The following is a 17,146-nucleotide window of genomic DNA, read 5'->3' as shown; positions in this document are numbered from 1 at the left end:
GACTAGGAGAATGTTAGATGATAATAAGGACTCTGTCAGACTATTGCAAAGAAAAGTTTGGCACAAAGGTATATAGGTTGTCTTTATCCACAGGATGTAGTTGCCCAAACAGGGATGGAAGGGCAGGAAGAGGTGGTTGCAGCTTTTGCTCTGAGGGCGGTTCCGGGGAATTTGCCACCAAGGTAAAGCCGATAGAAGAACAGCTTGAAGAGGCAAAAGATAGGGTGAAAAGCAAATTTCCAAAGGACATAAAGGAAGAAGACAAGAAGTATATTGCGTATTTTCAGTCATTTACCAATACTTACGGAGATGTAGACAGACTTGGCAGGATTTTTAAGACTGCTATCTTAAGAGATGAGATTGCCGCCCTATCTATAGGAACAAGGCCTGACTGCTTGGAAGATGATATGCTTGACCTGCTTAACGAGCTTAATAAAATAAAACCTGTATGGATAGAACTTGGCTTACAGACGATTCACGAAGACAGCGCAAAGGCATTTAACAGGGGCTATAGTTTGTCCGTCTTTAATAAGGCTTATATAGAGCTTAAAAAGAGAAATATTGAAGTGATAGTCCATGTGATTTTAGGCTTACCGGGCGAAACGGATAAAGATATGTATGAAACTGTCAGGTATTTAGCAAATCTCAATCCTAAGTTAGACGGAATAAAGCTCCACCTCCTCCATATATTAAAGAATACCAGACTAGAGAGGGAATATAGGGAAAAGCCTTTTAAGATACTAAGCCTTGATGAATATACTGAAATTCTTATAAACTGTCTGAGAATCCTGCCTGAAAGCGTGGTGATTCACAGGATGACGGGAGACGGAGATAAGAGGCTTCTGGTAGAGCCACTGTGGAGCGCTGATAAGAAAAGGGTGCTAAATACCATAAATAAGGCTATTAGAGAAGCTAAAAGATGATATTAAATTAATTGTAGTTAAACAAAATACTTATTGGAGAAAAAAATGGCAAAGAATAATTATTATGCGGTAAGAATAGGAAAGACTCCCGGTATATATAAGACTTGGGAGGACTGTAAGGCTCAGGTTATAGGCTATAAAGGGGCTATATATAAGGGATTTGTAGAAAAGCAGGATGCGGAAGACTTTTTAAGGGGCGGATTATCTGCTCCTAACACTGATGCAGCAAGTGATAATAATGATGAAAATATACAGGCAGAGCCCTCTGATAGTGAAATAACCGCTTATGTGGATGGAAGTTTTAGCAGTGGGAAGATTTTTGGCTGTGGCTGTATTATACTTAAAGACGGAGAGGTAATAGCTGAAATATCAAAAGCCTACGAGGATGAAGAGCTTGCAACAATGAGGAATGTGGCGGGAGAGATAAAAGCTTCTGAACTTGCCATGCAATATGCGTTAGACAATGGCTATACATCATTAAGTATCTACCACGATTATCAGGGGATAGCAAGCTGGTGTCTGGGAGAGTGGAAGACCAATAAGGCAGGAACCGTAGCATATAAGCAGTTTTATGATGGTATAAAAGATAAGCTTAAGGTTCATTTTATCAAAGTCAAGGGCCATTCAGGTGATGAATATAATGAGATAGCTGATGGGCTGGCTAAAAAAGCACTTGGAATTGAGTAGACAAAAAGTGTAAAATTCTCATAAAATAAAACAATAAAAAATATTAAAAAAGTGTTGACATCATAAGTTAATTCATGTATAATATTCCTTGCTTGATTGCAAAACACTTAAGAAATTTCGGGGTGTGGCTCAGTTTGGCTAGAGTACTTGATTTGGGATCAAGGGGTCGCAGGTTCGAATCCTGTCACCCCGACTTGTTTCTAAGTTTTGTAATAAGCGAAAAGTAAATATTACTTGTTTTGCGGGTGTGGTTCAATGGTAGAACACCAGCCTTCCAAGCTGGATACGTGGGTTCGATTCCCATCACCCGCTTTCATTTTGATTATTATTCAAAATGGGTTTGTACCGATAGCTCAGTTGGATAGAGCAACGGCCTTCTAAGCCGTGTGTCGGGGGTTCGAATCCCTTTCGGTACACTTAAGCTAGTCGGATTATATATATGGTGGGTATAGTGTAGTTGGTTAACGCGCCAGATTGTGGTTCTGGATACCGAGGGTTCGAGTCCCTCTACCCACCCTTAGAGTGCAAAGGCGAGAGTCTTTGTATTTTTTGGGCTATAGCCAAGCGGTTAAGGCACGGGACTTTGACTCCCGCATCGACGGTTCGAATCCGGCTAGCCCAGCCATGCGGATATGGCGGAATTGGCAGACGCGCCAGATTTAGGTTCTGGTGGGAACCCCCGTGCAGGTTCAACTCCTGTTATCCGCAGACTACCGGACTTTATTGCATCTTGCATGAAGTTCGGTTTTTTTATATAATGTTCAAGTATCGAAATTAAAACTTCGATGTAGACTTATTTTGATAAGAGAAGCTATGGCGGCTCTATATCATTCTTATTCGTTAAAAGTATCTGCTATAAGAAACTTTAGGGATAAGACAACAAAAATATTGCTTGCAAATAGGAGAGCAGTGATGAAAGACTTGATGAAAAAGTTCAGCCTGAAAGAATTTATCTGGATGACCATTGGTATCGAGATTATGGTAATTGGTATTTATTTCTTTAAGTTTCCAAATAACTTTTCTTTCGGAGGAGCTACAGGTATAGCGGTTATTTTATCAAAGTATACCGTTGGAGTTTTAACCAAGGGAAATATTGTAGTTATCTTCAATGTTTTGCTCCTTATAATAGGATTTATTTTTCTCGGAAAAGAATTTGGACTAAAAACAGTGTATTGTTCTCTGGTTATGTCATTCTCACTGCAGGGACTTGAGTACATTGCTCCGCTTACGGGGCCTCTGACCAATGAAACAATAATGGAACTTGTATATGCTATTTTTCTTCCTGCCATAGGCAGTGCCATATTGTTTAATATAGGTGCCTCATCCGGAGGAACCGATATACTGGCTATGTTGCTTAAAAAGTATACCTCTATGAACATAGGAGTCGCACTTATGTCTGCTGACTGTATACTTGCAGCCCTTACCTTTCCTATTTACGGAATCAAGACAGGACTTATGTCGATGCTTGGTCTTGGCGTAAAGGCTCTTGTTATTGATAACGTAATTGAAAGCATCAATCTTTGTAAGTATATTAATATTGTTTGTAATGATCACGAGCCTATAACAAAGTTTATAGGTAAGGAATTAAACCGTTCTGCCACTGTAGTTGATGCTAAGGGTGCGTATTTAGGACAGCATAAGTTTATGGTGCTTACTGTAGTTAACAGAAGACAGGCGGTTCTTTTAAGAAATTTCATTAGAGAAACCGAGCCTACTGCTTTCATTATAATTACAAGTACAAGTGAAATTGTTGGAAAAGGATTTATGAGAATATAGGAGAGAATCTATGGGAAAATACTTTGGGACAGACGGATTCAGAGGAGAAGCTAATGTAGGATTAACAGTTAATCACGCATTTAAGGTTGGAAGATTCTTAGGGTATTACTACGGTAAGGAGCATAAGGCAAAGATAGTAATCGGTAAAGATACCAGAAGGTCAAGCTATATGTTTGAATATGCCCTTGCAGCAGGACTTACCGCAAGTGGGGCAGATGCTTATCTTTTGCACGTTACAAGTACGCCGAGTGTTTCCTATGTGGTAAGAACAGAGGAATTTGACTGCGGTATTATGATATCTGCAAGCCACAATCCTTTCTACGACAACGGTATAAAGATAATAAACGGAAATGGTTATAAGCTAGAGGCTGAGGTTGAGGCTCTTATAGAAGAATACATTGACAAAGAAGAAGATAATATTCCTCTTGCAACTGGAGAGAATATCGGCAGAACTGTTGACTATGTGCTTGGAAGAAACAGATATCTGGGATATCTTATTTCACTTCCTACCAAATCCTTTAAGGATGTGAGAGTGGGACTGGACTGTGCAAACGGTTCTGCACATCAGATAGCAACTGCAGTATTTAAGGCACTTGGAGCTAAGACCTATGTTATAAATGCAGACCCTGATGGTACTAATATCAACACTGAATGCGGTTCAACCCACATAGAGAAGCTTCAGGAGTTCGTTAGAGAGAAGAATCTTGATATAGGCTTTGCATATGACGGAGATGCGGACAGATGCCTTGCTGTAGATGAAAACGGTAATATTATAGACGGTGATGCTATTCTCTACATCTGTGGTTCATACCTTAAACACAAGGGTGAGCTTGACAACGATACAGTAGTTACAACTGTAATGTCCAATATGGGGCTATATAAGGCTTTTGATAAGCTTGGAATTAAATATGAAAAGACAGATGTAGGCGACAAGTATGTGAGTGAAAATATGGTTGCAAATGGCTATTCCTTAGGTGGGGAACAGTCAGGACACATTATCTTTGGAAAGTATGCAACTACAGGAGATGGAGTACTTACTTCACTTAAAATAATGGATGCAATGCTTATCAGTAAGAAGAGGATATCAGAGCTTACAGAAGGCTTTAAGGTATATCCTCAGCTTCTTGTGAACTTAAAGGTCACTGATAAGGACCTCGTAATGAATGATGAAAAGGTTCTTAAAGCTGCGGATGAGGCTGAGGCAGGGCTTAATGGCGATGGAAGAGTGCTTTTTAGAAAAAGTGGCACTGAACCTCTTATAAGAGTTATGGTAGAAGCAGGAAGTGATGAGAAATGTAAAGAGGCAGCGGACAAAATAATCGATGCTATTAAAGCTTGTGGCTATATTTTATGATATAAGTGTCAAACCTAATCTTTATATTAAAAAGCTTAAGTAAAATGTCCTATACCATTGAAAAAACTTGAGAATTGATATATTATTGAAACAGTTACGCTTTTGAGGCGATAACTGTTTCTTTATGCTTAATGTGAGGTAAAAATGGCAGGGAATAATAATAGAAAAAAAACAGCAAACAAAGGTAATAGAAAAAGCGGCAATAGCAGGAATTCTACAAAGAAGACTGTAGGAAAGAAGACAGGTACAAAGAGAACTACACGTAATAAGCAGGTTAAAGTTGAAAGAGAAGGCTTTTTATCAGAGAACAAATATGAATTATTATTCATATTTACCAGTGTCATCTCAATTGTACTTTTACTTTCAAATTTTAATCTGGTTGGACCTGTAGGAAGAGGTATTAATAGCTTTCTTTTTGGCTGCATAGGTGTGATTACATGGATATTTCCATTCTATGTTTTCTTTGCGTCTATTTTTATGTTGGCTAATGTAGGCAATAAGAGGGTTAGAAATAAAGTTATGGCAAGTGCAGGCCTGCTTTTAGCCTTTGGTGGTATATTTGAGCTTGCGTCATATGGAGACCTAAGTGACATTCCTTGGAAATCTCTATACACGATGTCTGTGGATAATAAAAACGGAGGAGGCTTCCTCGGAGGTGCTCTTGCTAAGATATTTAATCTTGGGCTTGCCCAGGTAGGAGCATACCTTTTGCTAATAGCGATAATTATAATGTTTGTTATTTATTTAACGGGAAGGCTCATAACCTCTGTTATAAACGACAGGGTGACAGAAACCAGAGAGACTATAGCGGAATATAAGAATGAGGCTATGCTTGACGCCAGGGCAAAGGCGGAGGAGAAGTTAGCCAGAAGAAAAGAGCTAAGAGAAATAAGAAGGGCTGAAAGAGAGAGAATAAGACAGGCCAGAGCCGAAGAGGATGAGAGGCTTAGACAGGAGGAAATGGATAGAAAGAGGGCCATTTCCGAAGAGATTATTCAGGAGAGGATTAAGGCAAATATAGAGAACAAGAAGAAGCTTGAGGAGACTGCAAAGCAGGAAGAAGCTAAGAAAGAAGAGGAAGAAGCAGCTACAAAGGAGAAGTCTGCAGATATGGATAAAGAGACTGTAGATGATGCTCCTATCGGAGAAGCTAAAGTGTCTGAAAAGAAAGAGGCTGCCCGTGAAAATCAAAAAACAACAGAGGAAGCTGTTGATATTAACAAAGAGGTAGAAGTAAAGGAGGTAGGCGAGACAGAAAAATCTCAGCTTTCTTTTCTGATTCATAGGGCAAATGAGGATAAGAAGATTTCTGAGGGCAAAGAAGATGAGTTTTACTTAAAAGAAATCAATGATAAGTTCGGTGATGGTGAAGGTTTGTGGAAGCCGGAAGGAGAAGAAGGAAAGATTGATGAAGGGCTTGATACTATAACAGAGCCTAGTGGTATAGCAGAGTCTGATTATAAATCAGAGCTTGGAGGTATAGAAGAGCCTGAAGTAAAGGCTGAAGCTTTGATTGAAGAAGAGGATAAGGAAGATTTAGAGGATGAAGCGGAAAATGAAGTAAGCTCTCATAAGCTTGATAAAAATTACTACGAAACGGATGAGAGCGATTTTGAAGATGATATAGACGAATATGAAGATTTGCTGGATGATGAGGATGAAGAAGAGCTAGTTCCTCAAAGGTCTATTCTTGAAATTGAAAAAGAGAGGCTCCTTGAAAAGAAAACCATAACCGGCAATAAAGCGCTTGAGTCTTCATTTGGTGATGGTGGTAATAATAGTGCAATCTCTACAGACATTTCAAATATTCCTGAAAATAGTAACAGCCCTATAAAAGAGAGAAGAGATGATGGCATAGAGCCGCTTATTCCGGATATATCAGTTGCCAATCCACCTGCACCTCCTAAGCCTTATGTATTTCCGCCAATTAGTCTACTAAGCAAGGCTGAGAGTGATGATGAGGGAATAAGTGATGAAGAGCTACACGAAACTGCAAGAAAACTTCAGGAAACCCTGACTGCCTTTGGAGTAAATGTAAAGGTAACTGATGTCAGCTGTGGCCCATCTGTAACAAGGTATGAGCTTCAGCCTGAACAGGGGGTTAAGGTAAGCAAGATAACTGCACTTACTGATGACATTAAGTTAAATCTTGCGGCAGCTGATATTCGTATAGAGGCACCGATTCCGGGAAAGGCAGCAGTCGGAATTGAAGTACCTAATAAAAAGAACCTGATGGTGTACTTTAGAGATTTGATTGAGAATAAAGACTTTAATGAACACCAGTCAAAGCTTGCCTTTGCTGTGGGTAAGGACATAGGCGGGCAGACTATGATATCTGATATAGCAAAGATGCCTCATCTTCTAATTGCCGGTGCAACAGGCTCAGGAAAGTCAGTATGCATCAATACGCTTATTATGAGTATACTTTACAAGGCAAAGCCTAGTGAGGTCAAGCTTATTATGGTGGATCCTAAGGTGGTTGAGCTTTCTGTATATAACGGAATACCTCATCTTTTGCTTCCTGTAGTAACAGATCCTAAGAAGGCGGCAGCAGCTCTTAACTGGGCAGTTGCGGAAATGAACAGGCGTTACAAGCTTTTCTCCGACATGAAGGTTAGAGAAATAAAGGGCTTTAACAAAAAGGTAGGAAAAGATTCGCCTGAATGGATGCCTCAGATAGTGATAATAGTAGACGAGCTTGCTGACCTTATGATGGTTTCATCAAAGGAGGTTGAAGAAGCTATATGCCGTCTGGCTCAGCTTGCAAGAGCAGCAGGTATCCATCTTGTAATTGCAACCCAGCGCCCAAGTGTAAATGTCATCACAGGTCTTATTAAGGCAAATGTACCTTCAAGAATAGCCTTTGCTGTATCGTCTCAGGTGGATTCGAGGACAATTCTTGACGGAGCAGGGGCCGAAAAGCTCTTAGGTAAGGGGGATATGCTATTCTTCCCTTCTGGATATCCTAAGCCAGTGAGGGTTCAGGGAGCCTTTGTTTCGGATAATGAGGTCTCTGATGTAGTTGAATTCATCAAAGAAAACAATGATCCTGCTCACAAGGCGGCTGATATTACAGAGCAGGTAAACGCAGCTGCTCAGGTTGAGAGCATTAAGGAAGGAAATACACCTGCTGAAGAGGATGACGGCTTTGATGCGTATTTTGAAGAAGCCGGGAAACTGGTAATAGACAAAGATAAGGCTTCTATAGGTATGTTTCAAAGGGTGTACAGAATAGGCTTCAACAGGGCAGCCAGAATCATGGATCAGCTTGCTGAAGCAGGAGTAGTAAGTGCTGAGGATGGAACCAAGCCTCGAAAGGTGCTTATGAGTAAGGATGATTTTGAAGCTTTCATAATGTCAAGACACTGATTAGATTTTTTGACATTAATAGCTATAAAATGAGCACTTTTTTTGAATTGACACATAGAGCATTTATTAGTTATGATTAAGCTGTGCAAGATATTTATAAGTATATTTGGGTATCAAAAGCTATTAAACTCTTTTACAAGCAAATCCAAATATTATTTATCTGCTTTTGACAATTGTATTATAAGTAACAAGTATTAAACTAAAAAACCGAAAAGGGGACGGGATTTATGAAAACTGATATTGAAATAGCTAAAGAAGCGGTGATGAAGCCTATTGGAGAAGTAGCTGAAAAGCTTGGCATTTCCTTAGACGAGCTTGAATTATACGGAAAGTATAAGGCTAAGCTCTCGGATGAGCTTTGGGACAGGATTAAAGACAATGAAGATGGAAAGCTGATTCTTGTTACTGCTATCAATCCTACCCCTGCGGGTGAAGGAAAGACAACGGTCACCGTAGGCCTTGGTGAGGCATTTGAAAGACTTGGCAAAAAGGCTGTAATAGCACTTAGAGAGCCTTCTCTTGGACCTTGTTTTGGAGTAAAAGGCGGAGCAGCAGGCGGAGGCTATGCACAGGTAGTGCCTATGGAGGATTTAAATCTCCATTTTACCGGTGATTTTCATGCAATTACCTCTGCCAACAATTTGCTTTCAGCCTTACTTGATAACCACATAAAACAGGGTAATGCCCTAGGAATAGATACCAATCAGATAGTTTGGAAACGCTGTCTTGATATGAACGACAGGGTACTTAGAAATGTAGTGGTAGGACTGGGGTCATCTGCTGACGGTGTGGTTAGAGAGGATCACTTTGTAATTACGGTTGCCTCTGAAATAATGGCTGTTCTCTGTCTTGCAAATGATATGAAGGACTTAAAAGAGAGACTTTCACGTATAATTGTAGCCTATAGCTTCGATGGCAAGCCTGTTACCGCAGGAGATTTGAATGCAGTCGGCTCTATGGCGGCTCTTCTTAAAGAGGCAATCAAGCCAAATCTTATTCAGACTATAGAGCATAGCCCTGCTATTGTTCATGGTGGGCCATTTGCCAATATAGCCCATGGCTGTAACTCAGTAAGGGCAACAAAGACAGCCCTTAAACTTGCTGATTATGTTATCACAGAAGCAGGTTTTGGTGCTGACCTTGGTGCTGAGAAGTTCTTGGATATCAAATGCCGTATGGCAGGACTTAAGCCATCTGTAGTGGTTCTTGTAGCTACTATAAGGGCTCTTAAGTACAATGGAGGAGTGGATAAGAAGGAGCTTGGAGCAGAGAACCTTGATGCACTTAAAAAGGGAATAGTAAACCTTGAAAAGCATATTGAGAATCTGAAGCAGTTCGGCGTTCCTGTTGTAGTAACACTTAATAAGTTTGTCTCAGACACAGAAGCAGAGCTCAAATTCGTAAAAGATTTTTGTGAGGATAGAGGATGTGACTTTGAACTTGCAGAAGTTTGGGAAAAAGGCGGTCTTGGTGGTGAGGAGCTTGCAAAGAAAATAATTGCAACAATCGAGTCAAAGACTTCTAATTATGCGCCTATCTATGGAGATGAACTTTCTATCAAAGAAAAAATAGAAGCAATATGTACTAAAATTTATGGAGCATCAGGAGTGGACTTTGCGTCTGCTGCTGATAAGATGATTAAAAAGATTGAAGAACTTGGATTTGGCCACTTCCCTGTATGTATGGCAAAGACACAGTATTCGCTCTCAGATAATGCAGCTCTCCTTGGAAGACCTGAGGGCTTTAGAGTGACTGTAAGGGAGGCTTATGTATCAGCCGGAGCAGGCTTTGTGGTAGTGCTTACAGGCAATATTATGACTATGCCGGGACTTCCAAAGACACCTGCAGCATTTAACATTGATGTGGATGATGACGGCAATATAGTTGGACTGTTTTAAATATTATTAAGGAGTTTTTAAGATGTGGGAGATAGAAAAGGCAATTTTGCTTACAAATAATGACAGAGTAGTTGATAAATTCGGAGACAAGATACATTGTATCATGTGTAAGGACTACGAGGAAGTGATGATAAAGACAAGGGATATGGTATATTCGGGCAATAAACTGCTCACTCACCCTCAGGCCTCAAGCCTTAAGCCTAATCAGACACTTTACCGCTCGATTATCATTTATCCAAAAGAAGGTGAAGATAATACAGAAGATATAATGCTTATTGAAAAATGCGTGGAGACATTTAGACAGTGGCAGGGTATTGCGAAGAGCCCCGAGAGCTATCCGGAGGATGTAGCAAATGACTTCAAGACAATTGACTTATCAGTAATTGAAAATGTAATTCCAAGGATATGTTAAAAGGAGCGATTCAGAATGGATTATTTTAAAGGCCTCAATAGAAAAGACTATATAATAAAAGCCAATGAAATGATTAAAAGAGAAGGTATCGATTCTGTTTCAATAAGAAAACTGGCTAAGGAAATGAAGTGTTCATCAGCAAATCTGTACAGGTATTTTGCAAATCGTGATGAACTCATCTACTTTGCTCAGTTAGCTGAACTTAAAAATTATATTACTTCTCTAAATACCGCTGAGAAGGTATGGAGTAATGTATGGGAAAGATATGTGGGGGTTTGGTATTGCTACTGTATGGAAGCATTCAGAAAGCCGCTAGCTTACAATCTGCTGTTTTTTAACAACTATGAGACAGCACTTAGTGAAGCCATAGGGGAGTATTATCGAATGTTTCCTGAGGAAATTGATGAATCATCGACATCATTTCAGGCAATGCTTACCAATCCTGAGTTTTTGGGGAGAGATTTTGAGATGTGTAAGCTTTGTATAGCTGATGATGCCATTACTTATGACAATGCTGTTATGCTTAACAGAATTGTGTGTTTATTATATAAGGGATATCTAAAAACAATCATGGATAATAAAATCACTGATGAAGAGACAATCAATAAATATGTTTGGGATTATATATATGATTGTGAACTTGCGGTTAAGGCTCTTGCCTCAGATTTGAAAGGTTACACAGGCTATAAAACCGTAATTGCAAAATCTTGCAAATAAATACGAATTTTTGCAAAAAATTGCAAATTGAGTTTTAATATTGAATAATAGACTTTTATCTAAATCCGCCATCCACAATGAATTGTCGTAGATGGCGGATTTTATTGCGCTATAAAAAGTTGAAATAATTAATAAAAAATTACTAAAAACTATTGATTAATACCTAAAAATTATGTAACATGTAGATGAACCAGATATTGTATTTTTGGTATGATGTAAGCTTATTTAGTTAGATTTGTAATAACTAATTCATTATGCTTTAAGAGGATATCCTGGGATTAATTTTGTTAAAGGAGGATTAGCCTATGATGCCACGGCCGGGATAATGATTACATTATCTCACAGAACTATATTTTACCTTAAAAATAATAATCAAACGAGAGGTACGTATGAAACAAGAACATAATGCGTTTAGTTGGAAAAGAGTTTTAATCCTTGCAGGTGCAGTAATAGCCTTCCAGATAGGCTCAGGCTTTGCTACCGGACAGGAGATAATTCAGTATTATACTGCATATGGAGTTGAGGGACTTTTAACATTGGCAGTATTTTTCGGAACTTTTCTATATTACAATGTCAACTTTGCAAAAGCGGGAGCAGAAGAGCATTTTGAAAAAGCCAATGATATTTACAGATTTTACTGCGGAAAATATGTAGGTACCTTTTGTGACTATTATTCGACAATCTTTTGCTATATGTCATTTTGGGTAATGGTAGGTGGTGCAGCTTCAACACTTAATCAGGAATATGGACTTCCTCTTTGGATAGGAGCTGTAATCTTAGTAGCTTTAACCGCTATTACTGTTGCAGGCGGACTTGAATTTTTGGTAGATGCGATAGGATTAGTTGGACCAATTATAGTTGTAATATGTATAGCAATCGGTATCATTACTCTTTTTAGAGATGGTGGTGATATCCAGGCAGGACTTGATGCTATTAAAAATGGAACCTTTGAAGGAGCAAAAGCAGGTGAGACCATTAAAAATGCAGGTCCTAACTGGCTTATATCTGGACTTTCTTACTCAGGCTTCGCTCTTCTTTGGTTTGCGAGCTTTATGGCAGCACTTGGTACAAAGAATAGCAAGAAGAATCTTTATTATGGTATAATAGGTGGAACAATTGCAGTATCCGTTGCTATTGCGCTTATTTCTTTTGCACAGATAGCCAATATCAATACACCTAATGCAGATGGAAGCATACATGTATGGGATGCAGCCATTCCAAATCTCATTCTTGCAATGAAGGTATGGAAACCATTTTCAGCTATTTTTGCTGTAATAGTATTTGCAGGTATTTATACTTCAGCTGTGCCTCTTCTTTACAATCCTGCTTCAAGATTTGCTAAAGAGGGTACACCTAAGTTCAAGATACTTACAATTGTGCTTGCTATTATCGGCCTTATAGTAGGACTCTTCTTACCATTTAAGATGCTTGTAAATTATATTTATGTATTAAATGGTTATGTAGGAGCATTACTCATTGTATTTATGTTATGGAAGAATATCAAAGATACTTTTTTAAAGAAAAAAGAGGCCTGATTTATACAATTAAGTAGTTGGAATCCTAAGTTCACTTATAGATAAAAGCAATAAATAAGACGATTTATTGTAAAAATTGCACAAAAATTTAAGAATCACCCTACGGAAATATGCGGTTTTCGTGGGGTGATTTCGTTAAATTGCCAAACTTGGATTAATTAACAATTAATGCTTGAAAATTTATAAAAAATTGTATATTATATACATGTCACAAGTTATCATGATTATATAAGATAACGGAAGTCTAAGAATTAATTTTTTTTAGCAAGATGTTATCGCGATAAAAAATTATTTGTATCAATCAAATATTTTTTATTTTTATAAATAAGTTATCGTGATTACTAAAATTATATAAGGAGGGATTTACCTATGAAATTGGAACTTGGAAAAATCAGAATCGATGATATCCAGTTCGCAGACAAGACTTATGTAAAAGATCACGTTCTCTACGTTAATAAAGAAGAAGTAGAGAAGCTTGTTCTTGAAGACGATAAGCTCAAAGGCTGCAAGCTTGATATCGCAAGACCGGGAGAGAAGACAAGAATTACTCCTGTTAAGGATGTAATTGAGCCAAGAGTAAAAGTAAGCGGTGGCGGCAACATCTTCCCTGGTGTTATCGGAAAAGTTAGTCCTACAGTTGGTGAAGGAAGAACCCATGCTCTTGATGGCTGCTGTGTGGTTACTGTAGGAAGAATTGTTGGTTTCCAGGAAGGTGTAATCGATATGAGCGGCGTTGCTGCTGATTACTGCCCATTCTCAAAAACAGTTAACCTTTGTGTAGTAATCGAGCCTCAGGAAGGATTAGAGACTCACGTATATGAGAAGGCGGGCCGTATGGCAGGTCTTAAGGTTGCTGCTTATCTTGGGGAGGCAGGAAAAGAAGTTGAGCCTGATACACTTGAGACATTTGAGACAAAGCCTATATTTGAGCAGGCTGCAATGTATCCTGATCTTCCAAAGGTTGGTTACGTTCACATGCTTCAGTCACAGGGACTTCTCCATGACACATATTACTACGGAGTAGATGCTAAGCAGTTCATTCCTACCTATATGTATCCACAGGAGATTATGGACGGTGCTATCGTATCCGGTAACTGCGTTGCTCCTTGTGATAAGGTTACAACATATCATCATTTCCACAATCCTGTTATTGAAGATTGCTTCAAGCATCACGGAAAAGACATAAACTTTATGGGCGTTATCTTAACCAATGAGAACGTATTCCTTGCTGATAAGGAAAGACATTCTGATATGGTAGCAAAGCTCGCTGAGTGGATGGGACTTGACGGTGTTCTTATTACAGAGGAAGGCTATGGTAACCCTGACACAGACCTTATGATGAACTGTAAGAAGGTTCAGAGAAAGGGTGTAGACGTTGTTCTTATAACAGATGAATTCCCTGGAAAAGACGGAAAGAGCCAGTCTCTTGCAGACGTTTGCGATGAGGCAAATGCTCTTGCATCTTGTGGACAGGGTAATATGACATTACAGTTCCCTAAGATGGACAAGATAATCGGTACTATGGATTATATCGAGAATCAGATTGGTGGATGGGCTGGATGCGTTAACCCAGATGGCTCATTTGAGGCTGAGATTCAGATTATCATTGCTTCTACAATTGCTAACGGATTCAATACGCTTGCAGCAAGAGGCTATTAATTAATAATTATGGAGGGAAATGAGATGGCAAAGTATAAAATTGTACATTATATAAACCAGTTCTTTGCCGGCATCGGTGGTGAAGACAAAGCCGACTTTAAGCCGGAAGTAAGAGAAGAAGTTATTGGACCTGGTTTGGCGCTTCAGGCTGAGCTTGGCGATGACTATCAGATAGTAGCTACGGTAATCTGTGGTGATAACTATTTCGGAGAAAATCTTGACACAGCAACTGATATAATAGTTGAAATGGTTAAGAAATACAATCCTGACGTATTCGTAGCAGGCCCATCATTTAACGCAGGCCGTTACGGTGTTGCCTGTGGTACTATCTGTAAGGCTGTTGAAGAAAGACTTGGATGTAAGGTTATTACAGCTTCTTATGAGGAGAATCCTGGCGTTGATATGTTCCGTAAGGATATTATTACAGTTAAGACAGGTAATTCTGCAGCTACAATGAAGAAGTCTGTCGGTAATCTTGCTACTCTTATCAAGAAGCTTGCTACAGGTGAAGAGATTTTAGGACCTGTTGAAGAAGGCTATCACGAGAGAGGTATCCGTGTTAACTACTTTGCAGAGGAAAGAGGTTCTGCAAGAGCTATCAAGATGCTTGTTAAGAAGATGAAGGGCGAGGAGTTTACTACAGACCTTCCTATGCCTAAGTTTGATAGAGTTGATCCGGCAGCTCCTGTTAAGGATATAAAGAAAGCTAAGATTGCTATCGTTACATCCGGTGGTGTGGTTCCACAGGGCAACCCTGATCACATTGAGTCTTCAAATGCTACCAAGTATGGAGCATATTCAATCGAAGGAATGCAGTCACTTTCACCAAAGGATTTTACAACAATACATGGTGGATACGACAGACAGTTTGTTATGGAGAATCCTAACCTTGTAGTACCTCTTGATGTACTTAGAGAGCTGGAAGCTGACGGAGAGTTTGGCGAGCTTTACAATACATTCTTTACCACAACAGGTACAGGTACCGCTACAGGTTCTGCTGCAAAGATGGGAACTGAGATTGGTAAGATACTTGTTGATGACCACGTAGACGCTGTTATTCTTGTCAGCACGTGAGGCACCTGTACACGTTGCGGTGCAACGATGGTTAAAGGTATCGAGAGATATGGTATTCCGGTAGTACATATGGCTACAGTAGTTCCTATTTCACTTACAATTGGTGCTAACAGAATCATTCCTGGTGTTGGTATTCCTTATCCACTTGGAGATCCTACACAGGGTGAGGTTGATTCCAAGAAGATTCGTAAGAGAATGGTTAGAAGAGCTCTTAAAACTTTACAGACACCTGTTACAGAGCAGACTGTATTTGAAACTGACAACTTCTAATTAAAATGATATAGGCCCGGATTTATAGATATGAACATAATCTTATAAAGGTTGTATCGTAGAATCCGGGCTGTTTTGTTAATTGAATCCGTGTATCCGTATTTTGGCCTGCAGACAGTTTCAGTCCCAGCTGTGATAGTTTGAGGGGAGGTCGGTTGGATTTGATTAATCTGCTTTTCGGAGACGCAATTATTTAAATAATTACATAGTGGGGTATAAAATATGGGACAAGATAATAATGCAGTAAGTTGGAAAAGAGTTATAATTCTTGCTGGTGCTGTTATTGCCTTTACGATTGGTTCAGGCTTTGCAACCGGTCAGGAAATCATTCAGTATTATACAGCTTATGGTGTTAAAGGACTTTTGGCTTTGCTTGTTTTCTTTGTAGCTTTCCTTTACTACAATTATAACTTTGCTAAGGCTGGAGCTGAAGAAAAATTTGAGAAGTCAAATGATATTTACAAGTATTACTGCGGAAAGTATGTAGGTACTTTCTGTGACTATTATTCAACAATATTCTGTTACATGTCATTTTGGGTAATGGTTGGTGGTGCAGCTTCAACTCTTAATCAGGAATATAACCTTCCTCTTTGGGTAGGTGCAGTAATCTTGGTTGTAATTACTACTATTACGGTTATAGGCGGACTTAATTCACTTGTAGATGCAATTGGTATAGTTGGTCCTATCATAGTTGTACTTTGTATAGCTATCGGTGTTTTAACAGTTATAAGAGATGGAGGCAATATTCAGGCTGGTCTGGATGTCATCGCAAACGGTACTTTTGAAGGTGCTAAAGATGGTGAGACAATCAAGAATGCAGGTTCAACTTGGCTTGCTTCAGGTCTTTCATACGCTGGTTTCGTTCTTCTTTGGTTTGCAAGCTTTACAGCTGCTCTTGGAGCAAAGAACACCAAGAAGAACCTTAACTATGGTATCATCGGTGGTACTCTTGCAGTTTGTATAGCTATCATCCTTGTTTCTTTCGCACAGATTTCAAATATCAATACTCCAAGTGCTGACGGAAGCGTTTATGTATGGAATGCAGCTATTCCTAACCTTATTCTTGCAATGAAGATCTGGAAGCCATTCTCATCTATTTTTGCAGTAGTTGTATTTGCAGGTATTTATACAACAGCAGTGCCTCTACTTTACAATCCTGCTTCAAGATTTGCTAAAGAGGGTACAAGTCAGTTTAAGATACTTACTATAGTGCTGGCAGTTGTTGGTTTGGTAGTAGGACTCTTCCTCCCATTTAAGGTTCTTGTAAATTATATTTATGTATTAAATGGCTATGTAGGAGCAGTGCTTATTATATTCATGATTTGGAAGAATATCAAAGATACCTTCCTCAAGAAAAAGAATGCCTAATTGAAACCGGAAGAAAGCCCTGCCACTAGGAGGTGACAAGGCTTTCTTCACTGTATACATAATGTGTGGTTGAAAAGATAATATATTCTCTTGTGAGCATATTA

At 39.1% G+C, this 17,146-nt stretch carries 12 protein-coding genes and 6 tRNA genes; all 18 read left to right on the top strand.

The window, feature by feature from the left end; genetic code table 11:
- Positions 1-17: 17 nt before the first annotated feature.
- The 18 genes from JJN12_RS06495 (at position 18) to JJN12_RS06410 (ending at position 17,042) form a co-directional block, all read left to right on the top strand.
- A complete protein-coding gene (locus tag JJN12_RS06495; protein ID WP_208428916.1) occupies positions 18-923 on the top strand; it encodes a TIGR01212 family radical SAM protein in 906 nt (301 codons plus the stop codon).
- Between the two features lie 45 nt (positions 924-968).
- Positions 969-1,610: a ribonuclease H1 domain-containing protein gene (locus JJN12_RS06490; protein ID WP_208428915.1), complete on the top strand. Its 642-nt coding sequence runs from the start codon at positions 969-971 to the stop codon at positions 1,608-1,610.
- A 118-nt stretch (positions 1,611-1,728) separates the two neighbouring features.
- A tRNA-Pro gene (locus tag JJN12_RS06485) sits at positions 1,729-1,803 on the top strand.
- Positions 1,804-1,851: 48 nt separating this feature from the next.
- Positions 1,852-1,922 (top strand) — tRNA-Gly (locus tag JJN12_RS06480).
- A gap of 30 nt (positions 1,923-1,952) precedes the next feature.
- Positions 1,953-2,026: transfer RNA gene (locus JJN12_RS06475), tRNA-Arg, on the top strand.
- A gap of 26 nt (positions 2,027-2,052) precedes the next feature.
- Positions 2,053-2,126, top strand: a tRNA-His gene (locus JJN12_RS06470).
- A 34-nt stretch (positions 2,127-2,160) separates the two neighbouring features.
- A tRNA-Gln gene (locus JJN12_RS06465) sits at positions 2,161-2,235 on the top strand.
- A gap of 1 nt (position 2,236) precedes the next feature.
- Positions 2,237-2,318 (top strand) — tRNA-Leu (locus JJN12_RS06460).
- Positions 2,319-2,522: 204 nt separating this feature from the next.
- On the top strand, positions 2,523-3,386 hold the full coding sequence (locus JJN12_RS06455) for a YitT family protein (RefSeq protein WP_236013721.1): 864 nt from the start codon (positions 2,523-2,525) through the stop codon (positions 3,384-3,386).
- A 10-nt stretch (positions 3,387-3,396) separates the two neighbouring features.
- The gene (gene glmM, locus JJN12_RS06450; protein WP_208428914.1) at positions 3,397-4,740 is read left to right on the top strand and encodes a phosphoglucosamine mutase; all 1,344 of its coding nucleotides are present in this window, start codon (positions 3,397-3,399) and stop codon (positions 4,738-4,740) included.
- Positions 4,741-4,884: 144 nt separating this feature from the next.
- Complete coding sequence (locus tag JJN12_RS06445; RefSeq protein ID WP_236013719.1) at positions 4,885-8,109, top strand: DNA translocase FtsK; 3,225 nt, start codon at positions 4,885-4,887, stop codon at positions 8,107-8,109.
- 227 nt (positions 8,110-8,336) lie between these two features.
- Positions 8,337-10,007: a formate--tetrahydrofolate ligase gene (locus tag JJN12_RS06440; protein WP_208428913.1), complete on the top strand. Its 1,671-nt coding sequence runs from the start codon at positions 8,337-8,339 to the stop codon at positions 10,005-10,007.
- A gap of 22 nt (positions 10,008-10,029) precedes the next feature.
- Positions 10,030-10,419 (top strand): GrdX family protein, encoded by a 390-nt coding sequence (locus JJN12_RS06435; RefSeq protein WP_208428912.1) that lies wholly within the window; start codon positions 10,030-10,032, stop codon positions 10,417-10,419.
- A 15-nt stretch (positions 10,420-10,434) separates the two neighbouring features.
- Positions 10,435-11,136, top strand: coding sequence for a TetR/AcrR family transcriptional regulator (locus JJN12_RS06430; RefSeq protein ID WP_208428911.1), 702 nt, complete (start codon positions 10,435-10,437; stop codon positions 11,134-11,136).
- Between the two features lie 389 nt (positions 11,137-11,525).
- A complete protein-coding gene (locus JJN12_RS06425; RefSeq protein WP_208428910.1) occupies positions 11,526-12,671 on the top strand; it encodes a YkvI family membrane protein in 1,146 nt (381 codons plus the stop codon).
- A gap of 369 nt (positions 12,672-13,040) precedes the next feature.
- Positions 13,041-14,330: a sarcosine reductase complex component B subunit alpha gene (grdG, locus tag JJN12_RS06420; protein ID WP_208428909.1), complete on the top strand. Its 1,290-nt coding sequence runs from the start codon at positions 13,041-13,043 to the stop codon at positions 14,328-14,330.
- A 24-nt stretch (positions 14,331-14,354) separates the two neighbouring features.
- Positions 14,355-15,674, top strand: coding sequence for a sarcosine reductase complex component B subunit beta (gene grdF, locus JJN12_RS06415; protein WP_208428908.1), 1,320 nt, complete (start codon positions 14,355-14,357; stop codon positions 15,672-15,674).
- Between the two features lie 222 nt (positions 15,675-15,896).
- Positions 15,897-17,042: a YkvI family membrane protein gene (locus JJN12_RS06410; protein ID WP_208428907.1), complete on the top strand. Its 1,146-nt coding sequence runs from the start codon at positions 15,897-15,899 to the stop codon at positions 17,040-17,042.
- The last annotated feature ends 104 nt before the right edge of the window (positions 17,043-17,146 follow it).

The sequence above is a fragment of the Catonella massiliensis genome, from assembly GCF_016651435.1.
GTDB lineage: Bacteria > Bacillota > Clostridia > Lachnospirales > Lachnospiraceae > Catonella > Catonella massiliensis.
The sequence above is the reverse complement of the archived record's forward strand: the minus strand, read 5'-3'. Positions and strand labels throughout refer to the sequence as shown.

Bases quoted from the DNA above. Each gene is read 5' to 3' on its own strand.
- JJN12_RS06490 (WP_208428915.1), top strand. From the start codon at position 969: ATGGCAAAGAATAATTATTATGCGGTAAGAATAGGAAAGACTCCCGGT.
- JJN12_RS06495 (WP_208428916.1), top strand. From the start codon at position 18: ATGATAATAAGGACTCTGTCAGACTATTGCAAAGAAAAGTTTGGCACA.
- grdG (WP_208428909.1), top strand. From the start codon at position 13,041: ATGAAATTGGAACTTGGAAAAATCAGAATCGATGATATCCAGTTCGCA.
- JJN12_RS06445 (WP_236013719.1), top strand. From the start codon at position 4,885: ATGGCAGGGAATAATAATAGAAAAAAAACAGCAAACAAAGGTAATAGA.
- JJN12_RS06410 (WP_208428907.1), top strand. From the start codon at position 15,897: ATGGGACAAGATAATAATGCAGTAAGTTGGAAAAGAGTTATAATTCTT.
- JJN12_RS06425 (WP_208428910.1), top strand. From the start codon at position 11,526: ATGAAACAAGAACATAATGCGTTTAGTTGGAAAAGAGTTTTAATCCTT.
- JJN12_RS06430 (WP_208428911.1), top strand. From the start codon at position 10,435: ATGGATTATTTTAAAGGCCTCAATAGAAAAGACTATATAATAAAAGCC.
- JJN12_RS06440 (WP_208428913.1), top strand. From the start codon at position 8,337: ATGAAAACTGATATTGAAATAGCTAAAGAAGCGGTGATGAAGCCTATT.
- JJN12_RS06455 (WP_236013721.1), top strand. From the start codon at position 2,523: ATGAAAGACTTGATGAAAAAGTTCAGCCTGAAAGAATTTATCTGGATG.
- JJN12_RS06435 (WP_208428912.1), top strand. From the start codon at position 10,030: ATGTGGGAGATAGAAAAGGCAATTTTGCTTACAAATAATGACAGAGTA.
- glmM (WP_208428914.1), top strand. From the start codon at position 3,397: ATGGGAAAATACTTTGGGACAGACGGATTCAGAGGAGAAGCTAATGTA.